26 protein-coding genes are annotated in these 23,458 nt (G+C 33.3%); 25 read left to right on the top strand and 1 reads right to left on the bottom strand.

Annotated elements, in window-relative coordinates; translation table 11 throughout:
* Positions 1–8 precede the first annotated feature (8 nt).
* Positions 9–344, top strand: a complete 336-nt coding sequence (locus ACE01P_RS18700) for an L-rhamnose mutarotase (protein ID WP_379700494.1) — start codon at positions 9–11, stop codon at positions 342–344.
* Positions 345–674: 330 nt separating this feature from the next.
* A complete protein-coding gene (locus ACE01P_RS18695; RefSeq protein WP_379700492.1) occupies positions 675–1,868 on the top strand; it encodes a hypothetical protein in 1,194 nt (397 codons plus the stop codon).
* On the opposite strand, the gene ACE01P_RS18690 is transcribed toward ACE01P_RS18695, so the two are convergent.
* A complete protein-coding gene (locus ACE01P_RS18690) occupies positions 1,869–3,119 on the bottom strand; it encodes an NAD(P)/FAD-dependent oxidoreductase (RefSeq protein WP_379700490.1) in 1,251 nt (416 codons plus the stop codon).
* Between the two features lie 102 nt (positions 3,120–3,221).
* Here ACE01P_RS18690 and hutH point away from each other — a divergent pair, with 102 nt between their 5' ends.
* The 23 genes from hutH to ACE01P_RS18575 all read left to right on the top strand — a co-directional run bounded on the left by hutH (position 3,222) and on the right by ACE01P_RS18575 (position 23,452).
* Positions 3,222–4,742 carry a histidine ammonia-lyase gene (gene hutH / locus ACE01P_RS18685; RefSeq protein WP_379700489.1) on the top strand — a complete coding sequence of 507 codons (1,521 nt, stop codon included), beginning with the start codon at positions 3,222–3,224 and terminating at the stop codon, positions 4,740–4,742.
* Between the two features lie 41 nt (positions 4,743–4,783).
* Complete coding sequence (locus ACE01P_RS18680; RefSeq protein ID WP_379700488.1) at positions 4,784–6,007, top strand: WG repeat-containing protein; 1,224 nt, start codon at positions 4,784–4,786, stop codon at positions 6,005–6,007.
* A gap of 94 nt (positions 6,008–6,101) precedes the next feature.
* Complete coding sequence (gene fabG, locus ACE01P_RS18675; RefSeq protein WP_379700486.1) at positions 6,102–6,833, top strand: 3-oxoacyl-ACP reductase FabG; 732 nt, start codon at positions 6,102–6,104, stop codon at positions 6,831–6,833.
* Between the two features lie 202 nt (positions 6,834–7,035).
* Positions 7,036–8,271 (top strand): beta-ketoacyl-[acyl-carrier-protein] synthase family protein, encoded by a 1,236-nt coding sequence (locus ACE01P_RS18670; RefSeq protein WP_379700485.1) that lies wholly within the window; start codon positions 7,036–7,038, stop codon positions 8,269–8,271.
* Entirely contained in the window at positions 8,264–8,518 is a 255-nt protein-coding gene (locus tag ACE01P_RS18665) for an acyl carrier protein (RefSeq protein WP_379700484.1), read from the top strand. The genes ACE01P_RS18670 and ACE01P_RS18665 overlap by 8 nt, the downstream gene beginning before the upstream one ends.
* A complete protein-coding gene (locus ACE01P_RS18660) occupies positions 8,518–9,417 on the top strand; it encodes a lipid A biosynthesis acyltransferase (protein WP_379700482.1) in 900 nt (299 codons plus the stop codon). The genes ACE01P_RS18665 and ACE01P_RS18660 overlap by 1 nt, the downstream gene beginning before the upstream one ends.
* A 134-nt stretch (positions 9,418–9,551) precedes the next feature.
* The gene (locus ACE01P_RS18655; RefSeq protein ID WP_379700480.1) at positions 9,552–10,454 is read left to right on the top strand and encodes a dialkylrecorsinol condensing enzyme DarA; all 903 of its coding nucleotides are present in this window, start codon (positions 9,552–9,554) and stop codon (positions 10,452–10,454) included.
* 17 nt (positions 10,455–10,471) lie between these two features.
* On the top strand, positions 10,472–11,605 hold the full coding sequence (locus tag ACE01P_RS18650; protein WP_379700478.1) for a beta-ketoacyl-ACP synthase III: 1,134 nt from the start codon (positions 10,472–10,474) through the stop codon (positions 11,603–11,605).
* Positions 11,605–12,036: a hypothetical protein gene (locus tag ACE01P_RS18645; RefSeq protein ID WP_379700476.1), complete on the top strand. Its 432-nt coding sequence runs from the start codon at positions 11,605–11,607 to the stop codon at positions 12,034–12,036. The genes ACE01P_RS18650 and ACE01P_RS18645 overlap by 1 nt, the downstream gene beginning before the upstream one ends.
* Before the next feature lie 8 nt (positions 12,037–12,044).
* Positions 12,045–12,512 (top strand): ABC transporter permease, encoded by a 468-nt coding sequence (locus ACE01P_RS18640; protein WP_379700474.1) that lies wholly within the window; start codon positions 12,045–12,047, stop codon positions 12,510–12,512.
* Positions 12,513–12,541: 29 nt separating this feature from the next.
* On the top strand, positions 12,542–12,946 hold the full coding sequence (locus ACE01P_RS18635) for a hypothetical protein (protein ID WP_379700473.1): 405 nt from the start codon (positions 12,542–12,544) through the stop codon (positions 12,944–12,946).
* Positions 12,947–13,945, top strand: coding sequence for a BtrH N-terminal domain-containing protein (locus ACE01P_RS18630; RefSeq protein ID WP_379700472.1), 999 nt, complete (start codon positions 12,947–12,949; stop codon positions 13,943–13,945).
* Between the two features lie 63 nt (positions 13,946–14,008).
* The gene (locus ACE01P_RS18625) at positions 14,009–14,707 is read left to right on the top strand and encodes an ABC transporter ATP-binding protein (RefSeq protein WP_379700471.1); all 699 of its coding nucleotides are present in this window, start codon (positions 14,009–14,011) and stop codon (positions 14,705–14,707) included.
* Positions 14,697–15,980 carry an ABC transporter permease gene (locus ACE01P_RS18620; RefSeq protein ID WP_379700469.1) on the top strand — a complete coding sequence of 428 codons (1,284 nt, stop codon included), beginning with the start codon at positions 14,697–14,699 and terminating at the stop codon, positions 15,978–15,980. Before ACE01P_RS18625 ends, ACE01P_RS18620 begins: the two co-directional genes overlap by 11 nt.
* Complete coding sequence (locus tag ACE01P_RS18615; protein WP_379700467.1) at positions 15,955–16,404, top strand: acyl-CoA thioesterase; 450 nt, start codon at positions 15,955–15,957, stop codon at positions 16,402–16,404. The genes ACE01P_RS18620 and ACE01P_RS18615 overlap by 26 nt, the downstream gene beginning before the upstream one ends.
* Positions 16,405–16,519: 115 nt before the next feature.
* Positions 16,520–17,662 (top strand): beta-ketoacyl-[acyl-carrier-protein] synthase family protein, encoded by a 1,143-nt coding sequence (locus ACE01P_RS18610; RefSeq protein ID WP_379700465.1) that lies wholly within the window; start codon positions 16,520–16,522, stop codon positions 17,660–17,662.
* Positions 17,663–18,145: 483 nt separating this feature from the next.
* Positions 18,146–18,763 carry a 3-oxoacyl-ACP synthase gene (locus tag ACE01P_RS18605; protein ID WP_379700536.1) on the top strand — a complete coding sequence of 206 codons (618 nt, stop codon included), beginning with the start codon at positions 18,146–18,148 and terminating at the stop codon, positions 18,761–18,763.
* Positions 18,764–18,765: 2 nt separating this feature from the next.
* Entirely contained in the window at positions 18,766–19,023 is a 258-nt protein-coding gene (locus ACE01P_RS18600; protein ID WP_068841663.1) for a phosphopantetheine-binding protein, read from the top strand.
* A gap of 172 nt (positions 19,024–19,195) precedes the next feature.
* The gene (locus tag ACE01P_RS18595) at positions 19,196–20,392 is read left to right on the top strand and encodes a beta-ketoacyl-[acyl-carrier-protein] synthase family protein (protein WP_379700463.1); all 1,197 of its coding nucleotides are present in this window, start codon (positions 19,196–19,198) and stop codon (positions 20,390–20,392) included.
* Positions 20,392–21,453 (top strand): beta-ketoacyl synthase N-terminal-like domain-containing protein, encoded by a 1,062-nt coding sequence (locus ACE01P_RS18590; RefSeq protein WP_379700461.1) that lies wholly within the window; start codon positions 20,392–20,394, stop codon positions 21,451–21,453. The genes ACE01P_RS18595 and ACE01P_RS18590 overlap by 1 nt, the downstream gene beginning before the upstream one ends.
* Positions 21,450–22,226, top strand: a complete 777-nt coding sequence (locus ACE01P_RS18585) for a polysaccharide deacetylase family protein (RefSeq protein WP_379700460.1) — start codon at positions 21,450–21,452, stop codon at positions 22,224–22,226. The genes ACE01P_RS18590 and ACE01P_RS18585 overlap by 4 nt, the downstream gene beginning before the upstream one ends.
* The gene (locus ACE01P_RS18580) at positions 22,216–22,851 is read left to right on the top strand and encodes an outer membrane lipoprotein carrier protein LolA (protein WP_379700458.1); all 636 of its coding nucleotides are present in this window, start codon (positions 22,216–22,218) and stop codon (positions 22,849–22,851) included. The genes ACE01P_RS18585 and ACE01P_RS18580 overlap by 11 nt, the downstream gene beginning before the upstream one ends.
* Positions 22,817–23,452, top strand: a complete 636-nt coding sequence (locus tag ACE01P_RS18575; protein WP_379700456.1) for a hypothetical protein — start codon at positions 22,817–22,819, stop codon at positions 23,450–23,452. The genes ACE01P_RS18580 and ACE01P_RS18575 overlap by 35 nt, the downstream gene beginning before the upstream one ends.
* Positions 23,453–23,458 lie beyond the last annotated feature (6 nt).

The following is a 23,458-nucleotide window of genomic DNA, read 5'->3' as shown; positions in this document are numbered from 1 at the left end:
TTTAGATTATGGCAACACAAAAATTCTGTCTGGCTTTAGACTTAAAAGACGATGCAAACTTAATTGCAGAATACAAAAAACTGCATGAAAATGTTTGGCCTGAAATTAAAAAAAGCATTCAAGATGCTGGAATTTTAGTTCTGGATATTTATTGCACAGGAAACAGACTTTTCATGATCATCGAAGGTGATGAAAATTTCTCTTTCGAGAAAAAAGACAAAGCCGACGCTGCAAACGAAAAAGTTCAGGAATGGGAAACTTTAATGTGGAAATTCCAGCAAGCCCTTCCTTGGGCAAAACCAGGACAAAAATGGATTTTAATGGATAAGATATTTGAATTGTAATTCATAAATTCAATAGAATTAGAAAAGACTGTCAATTTTGGCAGTCTTTTTTTTGTCTAAAATTGATATTTAAAAGACTATTCTTACCTCTTTTTTGTTTTCAAAATATTTGTTGATTCAAATATAAATCGGTTTTTTCTTATATAATACTCTATATCAATATGTTGTAAATTATCCAACTTTTACTTATTAATATATGCATTTGAAGGAAAAAACATATATTTGAATTCGACTATTTTACTACACTAATACTCTATTTTTGAGAACCTACGTAGAAATATAATAACCAAAATAACAACATAAAAATCACCCTAAACATAAAAGCAATAAATGAACCAAAAACACATAACATCTCACCTCATAAAATTTATATCCATTTGTTCATTAGCTTTTTTCGTTTCATGCAAAAAAGAAGTTAAAGTCGTTAAAGTTGATTTATCTAAACTTCAACTGAATGAAAAAATAGAAAAGGTAATCTCTTATAATGACTCATTATCTATTGGAGTTGAAACTGTTGAATATCCATTTTGTTTGCTAATAGAAGTAGATAATTCTGTAAAATATAATTTTGATGGCATTGAATTAAAAAATCAAAACATCGTTTTTCAGATCAACTCTGAATTGTTAAAAACGGATAGTATTACCAGATCTGGGGGAGGTCACATTGATTTAAAGCCTTTAAGAAATGGAACTGATCTAAAAAAGACATTGAAAAAATTTAAAGCTGAAGATTTCATCTACGGTATCCGAATAGAAATGGATACAACAGAACAGAAAAAAGAGATTCTAAAAAAGATTGAACTTAAATACGGAAAAGGCACAAAAAACCCTAATACCGATAACGGATTATATTGGAATCTAAAAAAGCAAAACAAATATATTTTCTATGCGCCAGACTATAATAGATTAATAATTCTGAATAATACTAATTTATCAAAAACATGTTATTGGGACGTTGTTAATGGTTTAATAGATTTTGGAGGTTGTGACAAGGAAAACTATTTTAAAGATTTACTTGTAAATACTACAAAACCAGAAGACATTAAAAACAAACCAAAAATTAAAATTGACAAAAATTGGAATATTAATGGTCTAACAATTGGTCAATCAAATGAAAATGATTTCAAAAAATCGGCAATTAATAAAAATTTTGAAAGAGAAACTGTTATTGAAGGAAGTACTGGAGACATTAAAGAACTTACCTATAATAATGAATATAATAATTGCTATTTCTTTTTTAATATTACCAAAAAAAATAGTGACAATCCAAAATTTAATATTTTAAACGCATATTCTATAAGCGATATTGAACGGGTTGAAATCTCATTTGAAAATGGATTACTGCCTCTTTGCTCTCGAGCTCAAGTACTGCAAAAATTTAATAAGGATGAAATTGAAAATTATAACGATTATACATACTCAAATAACATCAAGATTAAGAATGATCTTCTAGATATTGGACTTTATTTTAATGACAAAGATCAACTTTCTAGTTTATACATTTTAAGCAAAAAAAAGCCCTGATTATTCAGGGCTTTGTTCTTTTTGCATATTTAATAAATACGCCATATTTGCTATTACGTGATCGTGTTTCTTGACGAATGAATTTTCTTCATTCCAAACATATCCTGCTAAAACAGAACATATTTTTTCTTTCACATCTGGATTTTCAGGCTGATGGAAGAATAAAGTTTGAAGATTTCCTGTGTACCATTCTTGTACATAAGTTGTGAAAACTGCAATTCCGCGTTTCATGTATTGTGTAAATTCTACTTCCCAATCAACAGGAATTCCTTGTGATTCTTTCAAATATAATTTTGCTGCCAACATTCCAGATTCAGTTGCAAAAGCTACACCTGAAGAGAAAACTGGATCTAAGAATTCTGAACTATTTCCTGTCAAAGCAAAACCATCGCCGTACATTCTTTTCACAGCTCTTGAATAGTTTTCTAATTTAACCGGCTCAAACAAAAATTCTGTTCCTTTGAATCTTTTGATATAATAATCTGATTTCTGAATGGCATTTCTTAAAGCCTCAGCATTATCTTTATTTTCAGAAAGAGAATTGATAAAATCTGTCGGACCAACAACTCCTAAACTTGTATTTCCGTTTGAGAAAGGAATTACCCAAAGCCAAACTTCGGTTTCCAAAATATCAAAAGAAATTTGAGTTCCTTCTTCTCCTTCTTCTCTATTTATATCTTTAACATGAGTAAAAATAGAAGAATGCGGATCTAATTTAGATGGCGTGTCCAAATCTAAAAGTCTTGGCAAAACACGTCCGTATCCGCTTGAGTCGATAATAAAGTTGGCGTGAATTTCTTTTAAATTCCCGTCTTTATCTTTTACAATAGTTTTTGATTTTTTTCCTTCAAAAGAAACCTCTAGAACTTCTGTTTCAAATTCTAAATCAATTCCTTTTCGCACCACTTCTTGCGCCATTGTGTTGTCAAAATCAGCCCTTGGAACTTGCCAAGTCCAATCCCAGCCTTCTCCAAATTTTTTACTGAAATCAAAATTGCAAATTTCTGCGCCTCTAATAAAACGAGCTCCTAATTTTTTTTCGAAGTTCATTGCATCAAGCGCTTCAAACAATTCTGCCTCTGCAAAATGGTCCATCACACGCGGAATAAGGCTTTCGCCTACTACAAGTCTCGGAAACTTCGTTTTTTCTACAACTTTTACTTTTACGTTGTTTTTAAAAAGATACGATGCCGAAACACATCCAGACGGTCCTGCACCAATCACTAAAACATCAACAAACTCCTTTGTCATATTAGAATTATTATCATTTAATTAACCTACATTTGCCATCATCAAAATAACTACATTTATTTTGATAAATAAAATTAAATTAGCACAACCAAAAACGATTTGATGAATACAATAAATGAATATTTAAGTTTAGCAGAATTTGAAGCCATAATCTTTGGAAAAAGTAAAGTTGCAATAAGCGATGTGGTCTTAAATCGAGTAAACGAAAGTTTTAATTTCTTAAAAGAATTCTCTGGAAATAAAGTAATCTACGGCGTAAATACAGGATTTGGTCCTATGGCTCAATACAGAATTAAAGAGTCTGATCAAATTCAGTTGCAATATAATTTAATTAGAAGCCACTCTTCTGGAACAGGAAAACCTTTAAATGCTGAGTGTGCAAAAGCAGCAATTTTGGCTCGATTAAATACACTTTCTTTAGGAAATTCAGGAGTTCATCCTTCTGTTATTCATTTAATGGCAGAATTAATCAATAGAGATATTACACCTTTAATTTTTGAACACGGCGGTGTGGGTGCCAGCGGAGACTTGGTACAGCTATCACATTTAGCATTGGTTTTAATTGGTGAAGGTGAAGTTTTTTATAAAGGAGACAGACGCCCAACGGCAGAAGTTTTCGAAATTGAAGGTTTAAAACCAATTCAAGTAGAAATTAGAGAAGGTTTGGCATTAATCAACGGAACTTCTGTAATGACAGGAATTGGAGTTGTAAATGTTCATTATGCTTCAAAATTATTAGATTGGTCATTAAAAGCTTCTTGTGCTATTAACGAATTAGTTCAAGCTTACGACGATCATTTTTCAGAAGAATTAAATCAAACGAAACGTCATAAAGGACAACAGGAAGTTGCAGAAAGAATGAGAACAAATCTTTCTGACAGTACTTTAATCCGTAAAAGAGAAGACCACTTATATTCTGGCGAAAACACAGAAGAAATCTTCAAAGAAAAAGTTCAGGAATATTATTCATTAAGATGTGTTCCTCAAATTTTGGGGCCAGTTTTAGAAACTATTAATAATGTAGCTTCTATTTTAGAAGACGAATTCAACTCGGCAAACGATAATCCAATTATCGACGTTAAGAACAAACACGTTTATCACGGAGGAAATTTTCACGGAGATTATATTTCGTTAGAAATGGATAAATTGAAAATCGTTATTACGAAATTAACGATGTTGGCAGAACGTCAATTGAATTATTTATTGAATTCAAAAATCAACGAAATTTTGCCTCCATTCGTAAACTTAGGAACATTAGGATTTAATTTCGGAATGCAGGGAGTTCAATTCGTTGCGACTTCAACAACTGCAGAAAGCCAAATGTTATCAAACCCAATGTATGTGCACAGTATTCCGAACAACAATGACAATCAAGACATTGTAAGTATGGGAACAAACGCTGCCGTAATTACATCAAAAGTAATCGAAAACTCATTTGAAGTTTTGGCTATCGAATTAATTACAATTGTTCAGGCAATTGATTATTTAGGACAAAAAGATCAAATTTCATCTGTTACTAGAAAATGGTACGATGATGTTCGCAACATAATTCCAGAATTTAAAGAGGATCAAGTAATGTATCCTTTTGTACAAAAAGTAAAAGATTATTTGATCAACAGTTAAAAATCTTTATTTTACAGTATTAATATTGAATCTTATAAACCATGAAAAAGTCACTTGTATTTTTATTGCTAAGCTGCATTCAATTTGTTAATAGTCAAGAATTAGCATTAGTTAAAAAAAACTCCAAAATTGGATATCTTACTAAAGATGGATCTTTTAAAATCGAACCTCAATTCAAATCTGCCAGAAGTTTTTCTGAAGGCTTGGCTGCTGTAGAAAACGGCGGAAAATGGGGATTTATCGATGCAAAAGGAACTTGGGTAATTCCAGCCGATTTTAAAGATGCTAAAGATTTTAACAGCGGCATCGCAATTGTACAAAAAGATAAAGATTGGGTTTACATTAATACGAAAGGAGAAATCCAGAAAGCACCTGCATCTGAAAAATTATTCGAATTTAATGATGGCGTTGCTTTTATCAGACAAAACAATAAAGTAGGATTGATCGATAACAAAATGGCGGTTGTTTTAGAACCAAAATACGATCAAATCAAATCTTTTGAAAATGGTTACGCAAGAGTTGAGCTAAACAAAAACTGGGGAATTATTGATACTAATGGAAAAGAATTAGTAGAACCTGTTTATAACGAAATCGGAAATTATTTTAAAGGAACAACTTGGGCTAGAAAAGATAAAACTTTCGGACTTGTAAGCGGTGGAAAATTTATTCCTGTTGACGGAGCAGAAAAAATCTGGGATTTTGAAACTCAAGATTTGACTTTCGCTAAAAAGAATGGAAAAATCGGATACATCGATTTAAAAGGAAATTGGGCAATTCTTCCTATTTATGATAAAGGAAAAGCATTCTCTAAAAATTTAGCTCCAGTTCTAGTTGGAAAAAAATGGGGATTCATTAATCCAGAAGGAAAATTTGTTATTGAACCAACTTACAATGATGCAGAAGTTTTCAGCACAAACGGTTTGGCTCCAGTAAAAGAAAGCAACTGGGGATTCATTAACGAATCTGGAAAATTGGTAATTCCGACGCAATACGGAATCACAACAAATGCTATCATCGCGATGTTTACGCAACAAGATAAAGGATTTATTGGCGGTGTTGCGAGAGTAAAAAACGAAGGAAAATGGGGATTTCTTAAACCAGACGGAACCGTTTTAGCCAACCAGTGGTTTGAAAACGCTGAACTATTTTCTAAAAGTACAGAAAAACCGCAACCAGCCGCAGCTCCTGCTGAAAAACCAAAAGAGGAAACTAAACCTACTGCAAAAAAACCTGCTGCAAAACCAGCACCGAAAAAAAAGAAATAATATTTATCTCCAAATAAATTAGAAATTTGCATAAATGAAACCGCATTATATAAAGCGGTTTCATTTATGACGAATAAAAATAAAACCTACATATATGAAATGTGTTTTAGTAACAGGCGGTTCGAGAGGAATTGGAAGTGCGATTTGTAAAAAACTAGCCGTAGAATCTGATTATCATATTCTGATTAATTATCATTCGAATAAAACGGCTGCCGAAGAAACATTGCAAGAAGTACAAAAACTAGGCGCAACCGGAGAAATCTTAGGTTTTGATGTTTCTAATTTTGAAGAAGTACAAAATGTTTTAACTGCTTGGCAGGAAGCAAATCCTGAAAAATTGGTTGAAGCAATTGTAAACAACGCCGGAATCACAAAAGATGGTCTTTTTATGTGGATGACTAAAGATGACTGGAACGGCGTTATGAATACTAGTGTAAACGGATTTTTTAATGTAACTCAGTTTTTCATTCAAAAAATGTTACGCAACAAATATGGCCGAATCGTAAATATGGTTTCAGTTTCTGGAGTAAAAGGAACTGCAGGACAAGCCAATTATTCGGCTGCAAAAGGCGCAATCGTAGCAGCGACAAAAGCTTTGGCTCAAGAAGTTGCGAAAAGAAATATTACTGTTAATGCTGTCGCTCCAGGTTTTATTAGAACCGATATGACAAGTCAGCTGGACGAAAAAGAATTATTAAAACTAATTCCAGTAAATCGTTTTGGCGAAGCCGAAGAAGTGGCAGATTTAGTAAGCTTTTTGATTTCTAAAAAAGCAAGCTATATTACAGGAGAAATTATTAATATTAACGGCGGAATATATTCTTAAGAATACTATGTTTGCATATTATTTTAAGTTTTTGTGAAAATTTAAAATTGCTCGCAATCACGATAGCTATCGGGAGCAGAGTCGCAAAGTTTTATTTAAAAAAGACTTTAAAAAACTTTGAACCTTTGTAGCAAGAAAAAAACTTTGTGCCTTTGTTCAAAAAATTACACTTTAAGGATTAAAAAATTACTTTTGAAAGACGATGAATAGAAGAGTTGTAATTACTGGAATGGGAATTTATTCTTGTATCGGAACTTCTTTAGACGAAGTAAAAGATTCGTTGTACGAAGGAAAATCTGGTATTCAGTTTGATTCTGAACGAAAAGAATTTGGTTTTCAATCGGCCTTAACAGGAATGGTTCCGAAAGCCGATCTTAAAAATTTATTGACTAGAAGACAACGTATGAGCATCGGTGAAGAAACCGAATATGCTTATATGGCCACTATAGAAGCGTTGAAAAATGCGAACATCGATGATGCATTTTTTGATGATCACGAAGTAGGTATTATGTACGGAAACGACTCTGTTTCTAAAGCAATCATTGACGCAACAGATATTGTACGCGAGAAAAAAGACACTGCGCTTATTGGTTCTGGTGCGATTTTTAAATCGATGAATTCTACTGTAACCATGAATCTTTCGACTATTTTTAAACTTCGCGGAATCAATCTTACTGTTAGTGCAGCTTGTGCCAGCGGTTCTCACTCTATTGGTTTGGCTTATTTTTTAATTAAAAGTGGCTTCCAAGATATTGTAATTACTGGCGGAGCACAAGAAATTAATAAATATGCCATGAGCAGTTTCGACGGATTAGGCGTTTTTTCTAACAGAGAAGGTGATCCGACAAAAGCTTCAAGACCTTTCGATTCTGATCGTGACGGATTAATTCCGAGTGGCGGCGGGGCAACTTTAATCCTTGAAAGTTATGAATCTGCTATTGCACGTGGTGCCAATATTATTGCCGAAATTGGCGGTTACGGGTTTTCTTCAAACGGAGGACACATCTCAACTCCAAATGTTGAGGGGCCTGCAACAGCAATGAAACGCGCCTTAGATGATGCCAAATTAGAAGCTTCAGATATCGACTATATTAATGCTCATGCAACTTCGACTCCTGTTGGAGATGCCAATGAAGCAAAGGCTATTTTTGAAGTTTTTGGAGAAAAAAATCCTCCTGTAAGTTCTACAAAATCCATGACAGGCCACGAATGCTGGATGGCGGGAGCTAGTGAAATCATTTATTCTATCCTAATGATGCAGCACGATTTTATCGCGCCAAACATCAATTTGGAAAACCCAGATGAAGATGCGTCAAAATTAAATTTAGTTAAAACTACGTTAAACAAAAAATTTGACATATTTTTGTCCAATTCTTTCGGGTTCGGAGGAACCAACTCTGCGTTGGTGGTTAAAAAGTTTAAATTGAACAATGAATAAAGAAGAGATTATAGCAAAAATAAATGGTTTTTTAGTTGATGAATTTGAAGTTGATAATGACGACATTGAACCTAATGCTAATTTAAAAGATACACTTGGGTTAGACAGTTTGGATTATGTTGATTTGGTGGTTTCAATTGAAGCAAACTTTGGTGTAAAACTAGTTGAAGCAGATTTTGTTGGAATTTCTGACTTTCAAAGTTTCTATGACCTTATCGAAAACAAAATCAAAGCCAAGTCAGCTTAATGAGTCAATGGGATGGTAAATCCAAAGGAACTGTTTTAGGTTATAGAATATTCGTTTTTTTAATTCAAAAAGCGGGTATAAAGTCTGCTTATGTCCTACTTTATTTTGTTGCTTCTTATTATTTTTTATTTCTAAGAAAAAGCAACAAAGCCATTTTCTACTATTTCAAAGAGAGGCTTCAATACTCCTATTTCAAATCCAAAAAAATGGTTTTCAAAAGTTACTACACTTTTGGACAAACTATTATTGATAAAGTTTCTATTTCTGCCGGAATGCGAAATAGATTCACTTACGAATTTGACGGAATCGAAACGCTAAAAAAATTACTGGCCGAAAAAAAAGGCGGTGTTCTTATTAGTGCGCACGTTGGTAATTTTGAAATTGCAGAACATTTTTTAGGAGATATCGATCTTAATTTCCAAATCAATCTTGTTACGACAGATTTGGAACATTCTGCCATTAAGAATTATCTAGAAAGCGTTTCTCAAAAACCTACCGTAAAATTTATTATTATAAAGGAAGATCTCTCTCATATTTTTGAGATCAACGCCGCTTTGGCTAATAACGAATTAATCTGCTTTACTGGCGATCGTTATTTTGAAGGAACCAAATCACTTTCTGAAACCCTTTTGGGCAAAGAAGCCAATTTCCCTGCGGGTCCATTTTTAATTGCTTCAAGATTGAAAGTCCCTGTAGTTTTTGTTTATGTAATGAAAGAACCAAACTTGCATTATCATTTATACGCAAGAGAAGCCGAAGTAAAACACCGCGACGAAAAAGCACTTTTGAAAGAATATGTAAAAAGCGTCGAAAGCATTCTGCACCGATATCCTTTGCAATGGTTTAATTATTTTGATTTTTGGAACCAGTTCGGAAATAAGGATTCATTATCAAAATAACACCAAACAGTTACTTTTCGGTTTGTTTTTTTTCAATAAATCAAAAAATTAGGAATTCTATGTCGTTGGTCGAAATAAGAAAATTCGTTTAAATAAATTTACTTACTTTTGCTGACCACCAAAGCCAAATCCTAATGAAAAATGTTCTCGTAATTTATTATTCTCAGTCTGGACAGCTAGAATCTATTGCACGAAATATTGCAAAACCATTTCTAAATTCGGAGGAAATAAATATCACTTTTCACGAAATACAATTAGAAAAACCATTTCCTTTTCCGTGGAATAAAGACTCTTTTTTTGATGCATTTCCAGAATCATTTTTACAGATTCCGACTGCATTAAAACCTGTTCCAGAAGAAATTCTAAATACAAAATTTGACTTGGTATTATTTCATTATCAGGTTTGGTATTTATCGCCTTCAATCCCAATTAATTCATTTTTGAAAAGCGACGATGCAAAGAAAATTTTGAATAATACGCCTGTCATTACCATCAGCGGATCTAGAAACATGTGGATCATGGCACAGGAAAAAATCAAAGTTTTATTGCGAAAAGCAAATGCTAATTTGGTTGGAAACGTAGCTTTGGTAGATCGCGTTGGAAATCTAATCAGCGTTATAACTATTGTAGAATGGATGTTTTCTGGAGTGAAGAAGAAATATCTAGGTATTTTTCCGCTTCCAGGAGTTTCAGATAAAGATATAGAAGAATCAACACAGTTTGGAGAAATCATGCTCGATTCTTTACAGCAAAATAATTTAGCGCAAATACAGCCGAAATTAGTCAATGCTGGTGCTGTAAAAATAAGTTCGTATTTAGTGACTGTTGACAAAACTGCCAATAAAATTTTCAATAAGTGGTCAAACATCATTTATAAAAATCAAAAAAACCGAAAACAGCTGCTTAAAGTATTTAATGTTTATTTATTCCTTGCGATATGGTTAATTTCACCAATAGTGTATATATTGCACCTTATTACCTATCCGCTTAAGTTAAAAACTATAAAAAAGGAAACTCAATATTATCAGGGAGTTTAGAAGACCAAATTTAGATTATGTTTGAAGTATATATTACAAAAGCTGCAAAATATTTGCCAAACGAAGCCGTTTCAAATGAAGAAATGGAAGCCTATTTAGGCCTTATCAATGATACTGCTTCTAAAGCAAGACGCATTATTTTGCGCAACAATAAAATTACAAGCCGATATTACGCTGTTGATAAAGAAGGAAAAAGCACACACAGTAATGCCGAATTAACAAAAAATGCCATTTTACCGTTATTCGACGAAAATTTTACGCCTCAAGATGTAGAAGTACTTTCATGCGGAACCTCAACGCCAGACATTTTTCTGCCTTCGCACGCTGCGATGGTTCACGGTCTGCTAAAAAATAAATCGGTAGAATTAAACTCTTCAACTGGAGTTTGCTGCGCCGGAATGAACTCTTTAAAATTTGGTTTTCTTTCTGTTAGATCTGGAAATTCAAACAATGCAATCTGCACAGGATCTGAAAAAGTTTCGACTTGGCTGAATGCTCAAAAATACAATCACGAGGCTGATAATTTAAAAAGCCTTGAAGAACAACCTATTATTGCTTTCAAAAAAGATTTCCTACGTTGGATGTTATCTGACGGTGCCGGAGCTTTCTTATTAGAAAATAAACCAAGAGGACCAATTTCGCTAAAAATAGAATGGATGGAAGCTTTTTCGTATGCTTACGAATTAGAAACCTGCATGTATGCTGGAGGTGATAAATTGGAAAATGGTGAAATTAAAGGTTGGAGCGATTATTCGCCAGAACAATGGCTAAACGAGTCTGTTTTTTCAATTAAACAAGACGTTAAATTATTAGACGAATTTATCTTGACAAAAGGTGCGGAAAGCATGAAAGATGCCATGGATAAAAACAATATAAAATCGGAAGATATCAATTTCTTTATTCCTCACGTTTCTTCTAACTTTTTTGTGGAAGGATTGAAAAAAGGATTAACTGAAAAAGGTATCGGAATGAGCGATGACAAATGGTTCATGAATCTTTCTAGAGTTGGAAATGTAGGCTCTGCTTCTATTTACTTGGCTCTTGAAGAATTAATGAATTCAGGGAATTTGAAAAAAGGAGATAAAATTTTATTATCTGTTCCAGAAAGCGGAAGATTTTCTTTCGCGTATGCGTATTTAACTGTTTGCTAATGGAAACAATGGCTTCTCTAGAAAAAGAAATGGTAGAAAATTTATTACCGCAAAAGTTTCCTTTTGTGATGGTGGACGCTATGCATTCTTATTCTGAAACTTCTTTGGTTTCTGGTTTAAAAATTCAGAGTGATAATATTTTTGCTGTTGAAAATACATTTCTAGAAGCAGGTTTAATCGAACACATGGCACAATCTGTGGCATTGCATACGGGATATCAATATTTTTTGAAAAACGAAATTGCTCCAACAGGATACATTGGTTCTATTAAAGAAATTGAAATTAGAAAACTTCCGAACGTAAACGACAACATTCAATCTGAAGTAACAATTCTGCAGGAATTTGCAGGAATCACTTTGGTTGATATTGTGACGACTTTAAATAATGAAGAAATTGCCAGAGGACAAATGAAAACCGTTTTGGCAAAATAAAAACAATAATGAAAACTACTTCTGCTGTTGACATACAAAATTATTTACCACACCGAGCGCCAATGCTTATGGTGGATTTGATTTTGGATATTGATGCCAACTTTGTAGAAACTATATTCTTGATCAAAGAAGACAATATTTTTGTTCAGAATAGTGTTTTTAATGAAGCAGGTTTAATCGAAAATACCGCACAGACGTGTTCTGCAATTGTTGGAAAAAAATACTTTTTTGACGACAACGGCATTGAAAATGAAAACATAAATGTAATTGGATTCATCAGCGCTTTGAAAAATGTAAAAATTCATGCGCTTCCAAAAGTTGGTGATTCTATTATAACCAAAGCCGATTTGGTTTCTAAATTCACCGGAGACGATTACACTTTATGCACGATGAGCTGCAAAAGCTTACTTGGAGAACAGATACTCTTAGAATGCGAAATTAACTTGTTCATTCAGAAAACAGTTTCGGTTTCGTAACAATTCCACTTGAAAATAACAACTAGGTAATGGAAAAAGATAAAGTACCTCAGGATCAAAGCAACTTAACGAAAAACAACGTAAAAGAGCTTTTGTATGCAACTGATGAAAATGGCAATTACACCACAACATTAAGTACAGGCTGGGAACCAAAAACAATTGCACTTTCAAATTCTATTGACGAAATAAACGAAAGAATTGCCGATGCAAAACAACAAGTTTTAGATGGCGAAGCAAGTCCGATTGTGTATTTTATGGAAGTCAATAAAATGGATCTTACGATTTTATCCAGTTATGTTGGGTTTTGGAAATGGCGCGTAAAAAGACATTTTAAACCAAGTGTTTTTGCTAAACTAAACGATAAAATCCTGAAAAAATATGCTGATACTTTTGGAGTATCAATCGAAGAATTAAAAAACAGCATTGCCAAATAAATGGAATTAACTTTCACACATCATCAGTCTGCTCATTGCGAGAATGGAGTAGCGTCAAATCTGCTAAAAAATAGCGGACTAAACATTAGCGAACCGATGGTTTTTGGTATTGGCTCAGGTTTATTTTTTGTATATCTGCCTTTCATAAAAGTGAATTATGCGCCAGCAATTAGTTATAGAACTTTACCTGGACAAATTTTCAATAAAGTTGCCAATCGTTTACATTTAAAAATAAAAAGACAAAAATTTTCTTCTGTAGCAAATGCGAATAAAGCTTTAGACGAAAATTTAAAAAATAATATTCCAACAGGATTACAAGTTGGAGTTTACAATTTAAGTTATTTTCCAGACGAATATCGTTTTCATTTCAACGCACACAATTTGGTCGTTTACGGAAAAACCGAAACCGAATATTTAGTGAGCGATCCTGTAATGGAAACCGTTACGACTTTAACTTATGAAGACATGAATAAAGTACGTTTTGCTAAAGGAGCTTTTGCGCCTCGCGGTCAAATGTATTATCCAATTCAGATTCCAAAAGATGTTGATTTAAAAAGCGCCATCATTAAAGGAATCAAAAATACTTGCAGAGATATGTTGGCGCCAATGCCAATTGTTGGTGTTCGCGGAATCAAATTTGTTTCAAAGCAAATTAGAAAATGGCCAATAAAACACGGGACTAAAAAAGCCAATCATTACTTGGCGCAAATGGTTCGTATGCAAGAAGAAATTGGAACTGGAGGCGGTGGTTTCCGTTTTATTTATGCGGCATTTTTACAGGAAGCTTCTGTTATTTTAGGTAACGAAGAATTGAAAGAACTTTCTAAAGAGATGACAAAAATTGGAGATTCATGGCGTGATTTTGCTGTTGAAGCTTCAAGAATTTATAAAAACAGAAGTGCCAAAGAAGATGCTTACAACACTATTGCCGATGAACTTTTGGACATTGCCAATAGAGAAGAAATCTTTTTCAAAAAATTAAAAAAAGCGATCAGCTAAAATCATATTTTGCAGTCTATCATTCAAATAGAATCCCTTTCGAAAAAGTACAAAAATGCAGAAATGTATTCTTTGAACAATGTTTCGCTAAATATAAATGAAGGTCAGATTTTTGGTTTGCTTGGACCAAACGGTGCTGGAAAAACCACTTTGATTTCCATGCTCTGCGGATTGGTAAAACCAACTTCAGGACATTTTACAATTGATGGTTTAGACTATCAGCATCATTCTTCAAAAATTAAAAAAATTATTGGTGTTGTTCCTCAGGAATATGCTTTGTATCCGACTTTGACAGCTAGAGAAAATCTGCTTTATTTTGGAAGCATGTATGGTTTAAAAGGTTCTGATTTAAAAGACAAAGTTATCGAAGCTTTGGATCTTTTAGGTTTATTGAAATTTGCCGATAAACAAGTTCAGACTTTCTCAGGCGGAATGAAACGCCGTGTAAACCTGATTGCAGGAATTCTTCACAAACCGAAAGTTTTGTTTCTGGATGAACCAACTGTTGGTGTCGATGTACATTCTAAAACGGCAATTATCGATTATTTGAAAGTTCTAAATCAAAACGGAACGACAATTATTTATACGTCCCATCATTTGGCTGAAGCCGAAGATTTCTGTACGCAAATCGCGATTTTAGATCAAGGGCAAATTTACGCACAAGACACTCCGTCGGCATTAATTGAAACTACAAAAGATGCTCGAAATCTCGAAGATGTTTTTATTTCATTAACTGGTAAAGCACTGAGAGATGGTATATAAAATTTGGATGTCGATAGTAAAAGAATTCCTTTTGCTAAGAAGAGATTTAGGCGGACTGATTATTTTATTTGTCATGCCTTTGGTTTTGGTCATTGCCGTAACTTTAATTCAAGACAGCACTTTTAAAGCCGTAACCGATTCAAAAATTCAGATTCTTTTGGTCGATAAAGACAAAGGAGCTGTTTCTAAAACTGTTTTTGAAAATTTAGAAAAAAGCAAATATTTCACCGTTGTAACACAAATTGACAATAAACCAATAACAGAAGAAATTGCCAAAGAAAATGTCTACAAAGGAAAATTTCAACTCGCAATTGTAATTCCAGAAAATCTAAGTTCTGATTTACAAGCCAAAGTCGATCAAAATGTAGAGAAAATTGTCAGCAATTTAGGTTTGACAGATAGCACTACAACTTCAGAACCTCAACGTGTTATTAAAGAAAAAGAAGTAAAACTGTATTTTGATCCAGCGGTTCAGATGAGTTTTAAAAATGCGGTGATGAGTTCGATTGACAAAATGATTTCGCAGATTGAAACCAAATCGATTTATTCGACTTTTCAAAAACAATTAGGCGAAGAAACAATCGATTTTGAACAGAAAAACTTTATTACTTTCAAAGAAATAATTCCGAGAATCAACAACAAAGAAGTTCGTCCGAATTCGGTGCAGCATAACGTTCCAGCTTGGACGCTTTTTGCAATCTTTTTTATTGTTATTCCGTTATCGATCAATATTGTAAAAGAAAAATCACAAGGAACTTTTGTTCGATTAAGAACCAATCCGGTTTCTAATTTGATTGTGATTATTGGAAAAACCATCACCTACTCGATCATTTGTATGATTCAGTTTTATATGATGGTTGCCGTTGCCGTTTTCTTATTTCCATCCATCGGATTGCCTTCTTTAAACATTGAAGGGCATTTCTTTTTGACCAGTGTTGTGGCTTTATTTTCGGGTTTTGCAGCAATCGGCTTCGGAATTTTATTGGGAACTGTCGCAAGCACGCAAGAACAATCTGCTCCTTTTGGCGCAACAAGTGTGATTATTTTGGCTGCAATTGGAGGCGTTTGGGTTCCTGTTTTTGCTATGCCAACAATCATGCAGTATATTGCAAAATCTTCTCCAATGAACTGGGGATTAGAAGCTTTTTACGATGTATTGCTTCGAAACGTTTCTTTCGTCGAAATCATTCCAAGAATAACTTTGTTATTTTTGTTTTTCATTATTACAACTTCCATCGCATTATTTTATGATAAAAAGAAAAGAGCAGTTTAAAGAAGCTACAGATCTAACCGTTACACATGAAATCAGGATTCGTTTTAACGAAACAGATCCGCTTGGAATTGTTTGGCACGGAAACTACATAACCTATTTCGAAGATGGACGAGAAGCATTTGGACGTGAACACGGACTTACCTATTTGGATATTGCCAAAACGGGTTACACCACTCCAATTGTAAAATCGACTTGCGAACATAAATTGTCTTTGCGTTACGGAGACGTTGTAACAATTGAAACAACGGTTGTTGACACGCCCGCAGCAAAAATGATTTATCGTTTTAAAATTATTGACGATAAAGGAGAAGTGGCCTGTACGGGAGAAACGACTCAGGTTTTTTTAGATAAAGATGGAAATTTAATGCTGACGAATCCTCCTTTTTATAAGGAATGGAAACGAAAAGTTGGGTTGTTGAAATAAAAGTTTTAGCCACAAATTTCACGAATTAGCACAAATTTAAAATCAAAAATCTTTTTTAAATCTGCTGACATCTTTATAAATCTGCGTGAAAATTTAAAAAATTGAGAGAAATAAAATGATAAGAGAAATATACATCACCGAAACGAATTGTATCACGCCTTTAGGTTTTGATGTTCAATCGAATGTCGAAGCCATACTTAATGGTGATTCTGGAATTCAGCTTCATAGTGATGTTTCTTTGATGCCAAATCCGTTTTATGCTTCGATTATCAACAATGAAAAAATAAATAGTGCTTTTGCAAAAATTAGCACTGAACCCAAATATTCCCGTTTAGAAAAAATAATGATTTTGGCTTTAGAGCCGATTATCAAAAATTCTAAAGTCGAATTAAATTCGAAAACTGCTTTTGTACTTTCTACCACAAAAGGAAATGTAACGGCTTTACAGAATAATTCTGAAGAAAGTTTTAACAATGCACATTTAGATGTTTTGGCGAAAAACGTTGCGAATTTCTTCGGATTTCAAACACAACCAATTGTAGTTTCAAATGCTTGCGTTTCTGGAATTTTAGCCGTTTCTATTGCTAAAAGAATGATTCAATCTGAACTTTACGATAATATTTTTGTTGTTGCTGGAGACGAAGTTTCAGAATTTGTTTTGTCTGGTTTTAATGCTTTTCAAGCGATGAGCGAACTGCCATGCAAACCATATTCTAAAAACAGAACTGGCGTAAGTTTAGGCGAAGCAACTGCAGCCGTTTTGGTTTCGGCGGAAGCCAAAAATGCCAAAATAAAAGTGATTGGCGACAGTTCGATAAACGATGCCAATCATATTTCTGGACCTTCAAGAACAGGCGAAGGCTTGTTTAGAAGTATTCAGAATGCTTTGAAAGAAGCTCAAATTGAAGCGAACAAATTAGATTATATTTCAGCGCACGGAACGGCAACTCCTTATAATGACGAAATGGAAGCGATTGCCTTAAATCGTTTAGATTTACAAAACGCTCCCATTAATAGTTTAAAAGGATTTTACGGTCATACATTAGGCGCTTCGGGATTATTAGAAACGGTTATTGCAATAGAATCTGCCAATCAAAATAAGCTTTTTGAATCAAAAGGTTTTGATGAAATTGGTGTAAGCGAAACTATTAATGTGATTGAAAAAAATCAAGAAAAGAATATTGAATATTTCCTGAAAACAGCTTCTGGTTTTGGAGGTTGTAATACGGCTGTGGTTTTTGAGAAAGTGAAAAACTAATTATAGAGTTTTCACAAATTAGAAATATAGTTTATGGATGATAAAATTGAACATTTAAAAAAATATATTGAAAGCAATCTTGAGCGAAGTAGTGGTGCTTTCGAATTTGTGATCCAACCTAATATCAGAGATATTGTTAGTAACTTAAACCAAACAGATAGTGAGAAATTTTCAGCAGAAATATTAAATTGGAATGAAGATATCCTTTATCACTTAGCGGACGAAATTCTTTTTAGCAATAATGAATACTTAGACAAAGATTACCTTTATTGTTCTATATTTTTAAGAATTCATCATAAGGAAAATTTAGATTTCTTATCACAATATTTATATGATTGCTACATTAGTTTGAATTTTGAAAAAATACCTTTAGATTTCTTCATACAACTTAAAGAAAAAGTAGAGGGTTTTTATACTATAAAAAATGGAAAAGAAAACGTTAGTCATTTCATAAGACCATTGAACGATATTATAAATAAAAAAATGACTCAAAACAAAACCAACATACAATCCTACATCAAAATCGAAAACAACGAAATTGTTTTGAACGGAACTTCTGTATTCAAAATTGAACCTACAGATTTTGCAGATTTTGCTAAACAAGCGTATCGAAATTTTGAAATGCAATATCCAAAGTTTTTCAAAATGGATGCTTTAAGCAAACTTGCTTTTTTAGGATCAGAACTACTTTTGAGTCCGATAACTTCAGACGAAAAGGAAAATAATATCGCTTTGGTTTTGGCTAATAAGTCTTCGAGTTTAGATACCGATGTGAAATATCAGGAATCAATTTCAGACAAAGAAAACTATTTTCCGAGTCCGGCGGTCTTTGTTTATACGCTGCCAAATATTTGTTTGGGCGAAATAAGTATTCGCCATCAGCTGAAAAGTGAGAATTCTTTCTTTATATTTGAAACCTTTAACGCCGAATTTATGTCGAATTATTCTAATATTCTTCTGAATACGAATAAAGCAGATACGGTTTTGTGCGGTTGGGTAGAATTTTACAATGACAATTATAAAGCGTTTCTTTGCACCATAAGCGCAGAAGAAAACGAAATATATAAAAACGAAACAATCAATACATTATACAATAAATAATCATGGAAGCATTAAAAGAAGAATTAAAAAATAAAATCATAACGACTTTAAACCTTGAAGATATTGCAGTTGAAGATATTGCTGATAATGATCCTTTGTTTGGAGACGGTTTAGGTTTAGACTCGATTGATGCACTTGAATTGATCGTGATTTTAGATAAAGATTACGGAATTAAATTGGTTGATCCGAAAGAAGGAAAAACTATTTTCCAGTCAATCGAAACTATGGCGGCGTATATCAGCGCTAACAGAACGAAGTAATTTGCATAAACTTTGTAAAGCAAGAGTTGCTATTTAAAAAGCTTAAAAAACTTTGCGACTCTGCGACTTTGCGAGATTAAATTACATGCTTCTTTCTATTAAGTTGCGAGAAATCTGCTCGCAAAGACGCGAAGACGCAAAGTTTAATCTAAAATCATAAATCTAAAATTAGATGAAAGGTGTTGCTATAACGGGAATGGGAATTATCTCTGCGATTGGTAATTCGGTTGAGGAAAATTATATTTCGTTGATCGAAAACAAAATCGGTATTTCTCGTATTCAAAATATATCTACTGTTCACGCAGATGTAATCAAAGTTGGCGAAATCAATAAAACCAACGAAGAGCTCATCAACGAATTGCAGCTGAACGATGATAATAATTTCTCAAGAACCGCTATGATTGGCACTTTGGCAGCAAAACAAGCTGTTGAAAATGCCGGCATTACCGATATAAATGAATTTAGAACCGGACTTATCTCTGCTACAAGCGTGGGCGGAATGGATATGACGGAAAGACATTATTACGATTATTTCGAAAAACCAGAATTGGTTAAATACATCACTTGCCACGACGGCGGCGATGTTGCTGAAAAAATTGCTGAAGAATTAGGTTTAAAAGGAATGGTGACGACGATTAGTACGGCTTGTTCTTCTGCCGCGAATTCGATTATGTTGGGCGCGAGATTAATCAAAACGGGAAAATTAGATCGCGTAATTGTGGGCGGTGCCGATGCTTTGGCTAAATTCACCATCAACGGATTTAAGACTTTGATGATTTTATCAGACGATTATAACAAACCTTTTGACAATACTAGAAAAGGACTAAATCTTGGAGAAGCAGCTGCTTTTTTAGTTTTAGAATCGGATGAAATTGTTGCGAAACAAAACAAAAAAGTTTTGGCTAGAGTTTCTGGTTACGGAAATGCAAATGATGCTTTTCACCAAACTGCCTCTTCAGAAAATGGAGACGGAGCATTTTTGGCAATGAAAAAAGCGTTTGAAGTTTCGGGTTTAAAACCTTCTGAAATTGACTACATCAACGTACACGGAACGGCAACTCCAAATAATGATTTATCTGAAGGAAGGGCTTTGCTTCGAATTTATGAAGATGAAAAAGTTCCAGATTTCAGTTCTACAAAACCTTTTACAGGACATACATTAGCGGCTGCGGCTGCGATTGAAGCTGTTTACAGTGTCTTAGCAATTCAAAATAATGTGGTTTATCCGAACTTGAATTTTGACATTCCGATGGAAGAATTTGATTTGAAACCACAGACTTCTTTAAAAAACAAAAATATTGAACATGTTTTATCCAACTCTTTTGGTTTTGGAGGTAATTGTTCAACCCTTATATTTTCAAAAAGCTAATGAAAAAAACATATATAAATGGAGTAGGCTGTATTTCGACTCAAAAAACATTTGATACTGTTTTTTTGGAAGAAGCTGTTGTAAATCATGATGAAAATGTACTGGCAATTGTTCCGCCAGTATACAAAGAATATATTTCGCCAGCTGCCAGCCGACGCATGGCAAAAGGTGTAAAAAACGGAATCGTTGCTTCGGCTTTGGCCATGAAAGATGCTAATTTAGAAAACGTCGATGCGATTATTACCGGAACTGGTTTAGGCTGTATCGAAGATTCTGAAAAATTCCTGAAAAGCATTTTAGATAATAACGAAGAATTTTTAACTCCAACTTCTTTTATCCAATCGACTCACAATACGGTTGGTGCGCAAATTGCACTTTTACAGCAATGTAAAGGTTACAATTTCACCTACGTGAATGGTGCAGTTTCTTTTGAATCAGCTCTTATTGATGCTAAAATGCAAATTGAAGAAGACGAAGCTAATTCAATTTTAGTTGGTGGCGTTGATGAAAATGGCGATTATACTACTGCCCTTTTCAAATTAAACGGCCGTATTAAAAAAGACAATTCTGGTCCGTACGATGTTCTGACTTCTGATACAAGCGGAGCAGTTTACGGAGAAGGCGCGAGTTTTTTTGTTTTAGAAAACGAAAGAAAAGAAAATACGTATGCTGAAATTTTAGATGTTTCGATCATTAATACATTGGAAGAAAATGAAATTGAAGCTGCAGCTAAATCTTTTCTAAAAGCAAATAATTTAGAAATTTCAGATATTGATGCCTTAGTTTTAGGTTTTGACGGAAATGTTGATTTCGAAAATTATTATAGAAATCTTGCTGAAAATACTTTTGCTCAAACTCCTGTTTTGTATTACAAACATTTGAGCGGTGAATATGATACGGCTTCGGCTTTTGCTTTTTGGATGGCTTCTAAAATTTTAAAAACACAGGAAATTCCAGAAATCGTAAAAGTGAATGCGGTTGAAAAACCAAGCTATAAAACGATTTTATTATACAATCAATTAAACGGAAAAAACCATAGTTTTACGCTGCTGTCAAAATGATAACGCATAAAAACATATCGCTGTTTTTTATCTTTTTATTGCTTTTAATATTTCTTCTGAATCTTTATACTGCAATAAATTTGTGGTTCTTTTTTGCTATAATTTTTATCTGGATTGGGATAAATGCTTTTGGTTCTGCCAGAATTTCATCCAATTATCATGTAAAAGCTTTCTGCAATAACCCGTTAGAAACAGAAAAAAAAATCGCGCTTACTTTTGATGACGGTCCAAGCATTTATACTTTGGAAGTTTTAGAACTTCTAAAGAAATATAATGCCAAAGCCTCTTTTTTCTGCATTGGAAAAAATATCGAAACGCATCCTGAAATTCTTCAAAAGGTTATTTCCGAAGGTCATTTAGTTGGAAATCATTCTTATTCTCATTCTAAGTTTTTTGATTTTTATAATGAAGATAAAATAACCGAAGAACTTCGTAAAACAGATGAACTTTTGGAAAAGTTCACTTCCAAAAAAATCAACTTTTTTCGTCCGCCTTATGGAGTTACGACGCCTTCCATTCGAAGAGCTTTGAAAGTAACGGGACATCAAGTTATCGGATGGAATATTCGTTCGCTTGACGGAGGAACAAAAAATCAGGAATTGATTTTAAACCGAATGATTAAGCACATTTCTCCCGGCGGAATCGTACTTTTGCATGACACTGGAACACATTCGGTTTTGGTACTGGAACAGTTTTTGCAATTTTTACAGCAAAATAATTATCAAGTCGTTTCGATTGAAGAACTTTTGAATCTTAAAGCTTATGCGAACTAAAATATTTCTATTCTTATTTACATTCACCATTTTTAATTTGAGTTTGTCTGCACAAGAGCAAAAAATGACTGCTGCAGAAATCACTCAATTTAAGGAAGATGTAAATGTAGTGGCCAAAAAAATCAAAACCTTGACTACTGATTTTGTCCAGTACAAACATTTAGATTTTTTATCGAAAGACATTGAGACTTCTGGGAAAATGGTTTTTAAAGAACCTGCTTTGCTTCAATGGCAATATAAGAAACCATATAATTACAGCATTACTTTCAAAAATGGAAAAATCCTGATTAATGACGAGGGAAAGAAAAGCGCTGTTGATATTGGAAACAGTAAAATATTCGCCCGAATCAATAAATTAATTATTGGAAGTGTAAGCGGAAATATGTTTGATGATAAAGAATTTACGATTTCATACTTTAAATTGAAAGGTCAGAATTTGGCGAAATTTATTCCGAAAGATGCGACGCTGAAAAAATATATCAAACAAATCGAACTGACTTTTGACAAAGAAGAAGCAACAGTTGTTCAGGTAAAATTGTTAGAATCATCTGAAGATTATACCCGAATTGTACTTAAAAATAAAGTGATCAATGCAAAAATCGACGATTCAGTTTTTACTAATTAATTGCTTTTTGGCAATTGTTTTAATTTCTTGCGGCTCGGTCACAAAAAATTATACGCCTAAAAAATTAGACAAAACGTCTTACACGGTTCCGTATTTCACAGATTCAAAAGCTGATTATGTTTATAAAACCAATATTAGCGTTTACGGAAACGAATTGTCTGGAATTTTCATTGCCAAGAAAATAAACGATACCACGCATCGAGTGGTTTTTACAACCGAATTTGGAAATAAATTAATGGATTTTGAAATCTCAGAAACCGATTTTAAAGTCAATTCTATTGTTTCAGAATTAGATCGAAAAATATTGATTAATACTTTAAAAGAAGATTTCAGATTGCTTTTAAAGAAAGAATATCAGATTCAGAAACAATTTGAAAATGAATCTGCTGACATTTATAAATCGGCAGGCGGCAAACGAGACAATTATATTTTTATCTCCAAAAAAGATCAGAAATTAGAAAAGATCGTTCATTCATCAAAAACAAAAGAAAAATTTACACTGCTTTTCAATTCAGAAAACAATATTTTTGCTGAGAAGATTCAAATAATTCATCAAAATATTAAGCTGAAAATCGATTTGCAACAGCTGAAATCAGAATAGAAAATT

Source organism: Flavobacterium sp. HJSW_4 (assembly GCF_042436695.1).
GTDB lineage: Bacteria > Bacteroidota > Bacteroidia > Flavobacteriales > Flavobacteriaceae > Flavobacterium.
Note: the sequence above shows the minus strand (reverse complement) of the source record. Positions and strands in the feature narration are given on the sequence as shown.

Bases quoted from the DNA above. Each gene is read 5' to 3' on its own strand.
- ACE01P_RS18700 (WP_379700494.1), top strand. From the start codon at position 9: ATGGCAACACAAAAATTCTGTCTGGCTTTAGACTTAAAAGACGATGCA.
- ACE01P_RS18695 (WP_379700492.1), top strand. From the start codon at position 675: ATGAACCAAAAACACATAACATCTCACCTCATAAAATTTATATCCATT.
- ACE01P_RS18690 (WP_379700490.1), bottom strand. From the start codon at position 3,119: ATGACAAAGGAGTTTGTTGATGTTTTAGTGATTGGTGCAGGACCGTCT.
- hutH (WP_379700489.1), top strand. From the start codon at position 3,222: ATGAATACAATAAATGAATATTTAAGTTTAGCAGAATTTGAAGCCATA.
- ACE01P_RS18680 (WP_379700488.1), top strand. From the start codon at position 4,784: ATGAAAAAGTCACTTGTATTTTTATTGCTAAGCTGCATTCAATTTGTT.
- fabG (WP_379700486.1), top strand. From the start codon at position 6,102: ATGAAATGTGTTTTAGTAACAGGCGGTTCGAGAGGAATTGGAAGTGCG.
- ACE01P_RS18670 (WP_379700485.1), top strand. From the start codon at position 7,036: ATGAATAGAAGAGTTGTAATTACTGGAATGGGAATTTATTCTTGTATC.
- ACE01P_RS18665 (WP_379700484.1), top strand. From the start codon at position 8,264: ATGAATAAAGAAGAGATTATAGCAAAAATAAATGGTTTTTTAGTTGAT.
- ACE01P_RS18660 (WP_379700482.1), top strand. From the start codon at position 8,518: ATGAGTCAATGGGATGGTAAATCCAAAGGAACTGTTTTAGGTTATAGA.
- ACE01P_RS18655 (WP_379700480.1), top strand. From the start codon at position 9,552: ATGAAAAATGTTCTCGTAATTTATTATTCTCAGTCTGGACAGCTAGAA.
- ACE01P_RS18650 (WP_379700478.1), top strand. From the start codon at position 10,472: ATGTTTGAAGTATATATTACAAAAGCTGCAAAATATTTGCCAAACGAA.
- ACE01P_RS18645 (WP_379700476.1), top strand. From the start codon at position 11,605: ATGGAAACAATGGCTTCTCTAGAAAAAGAAATGGTAGAAAATTTATTA.
- ACE01P_RS18640 (WP_379700474.1), top strand. From the start codon at position 12,045: ATGAAAACTACTTCTGCTGTTGACATACAAAATTATTTACCACACCGA.
- ACE01P_RS18635 (WP_379700473.1), top strand. From the start codon at position 12,542: ATGGAAAAAGATAAAGTACCTCAGGATCAAAGCAACTTAACGAAAAAC.
- ACE01P_RS18630 (WP_379700472.1), top strand. From the start codon at position 12,947: ATGGAATTAACTTTCACACATCATCAGTCTGCTCATTGCGAGAATGGA.
- ACE01P_RS18625 (WP_379700471.1), top strand. From the start codon at position 14,009: ATGTATTCTTTGAACAATGTTTCGCTAAATATAAATGAAGGTCAGATT.
- ACE01P_RS18620 (WP_379700469.1), top strand. From the start codon at position 14,697: ATGGTATATAAAATTTGGATGTCGATAGTAAAAGAATTCCTTTTGCTA.
- ACE01P_RS18615 (WP_379700467.1), top strand. From the start codon at position 15,955: ATGATAAAAAGAAAAGAGCAGTTTAAAGAAGCTACAGATCTAACCGTT.
- ACE01P_RS18610 (WP_379700465.1), top strand. From the start codon at position 16,520: ATGATAAGAGAAATATACATCACCGAAACGAATTGTATCACGCCTTTA.
- ACE01P_RS18605 (WP_379700536.1), top strand. From the start codon at position 18,146: ATGACTCAAAACAAAACCAACATACAATCCTACATCAAAATCGAAAAC.
- ACE01P_RS18600 (WP_068841663.1), top strand. From the start codon at position 18,766: ATGGAAGCATTAAAAGAAGAATTAAAAAATAAAATCATAACGACTTTA.
- ACE01P_RS18595 (WP_379700463.1), top strand. From the start codon at position 19,196: ATGAAAGGTGTTGCTATAACGGGAATGGGAATTATCTCTGCGATTGGT.
- ACE01P_RS18590 (WP_379700461.1), top strand. From the start codon at position 20,392: ATGAAAAAAACATATATAAATGGAGTAGGCTGTATTTCGACTCAAAAA.
- ACE01P_RS18585 (WP_379700460.1), top strand. From the start codon at position 21,450: ATGATAACGCATAAAAACATATCGCTGTTTTTTATCTTTTTATTGCTT.
- ACE01P_RS18580 (WP_379700458.1), top strand. From the start codon at position 22,216: ATGCGAACTAAAATATTTCTATTCTTATTTACATTCACCATTTTTAAT.
- ACE01P_RS18575 (WP_379700456.1), top strand. From the start codon at position 22,817: ATGCAAAAATCGACGATTCAGTTTTTACTAATTAATTGCTTTTTGGCA.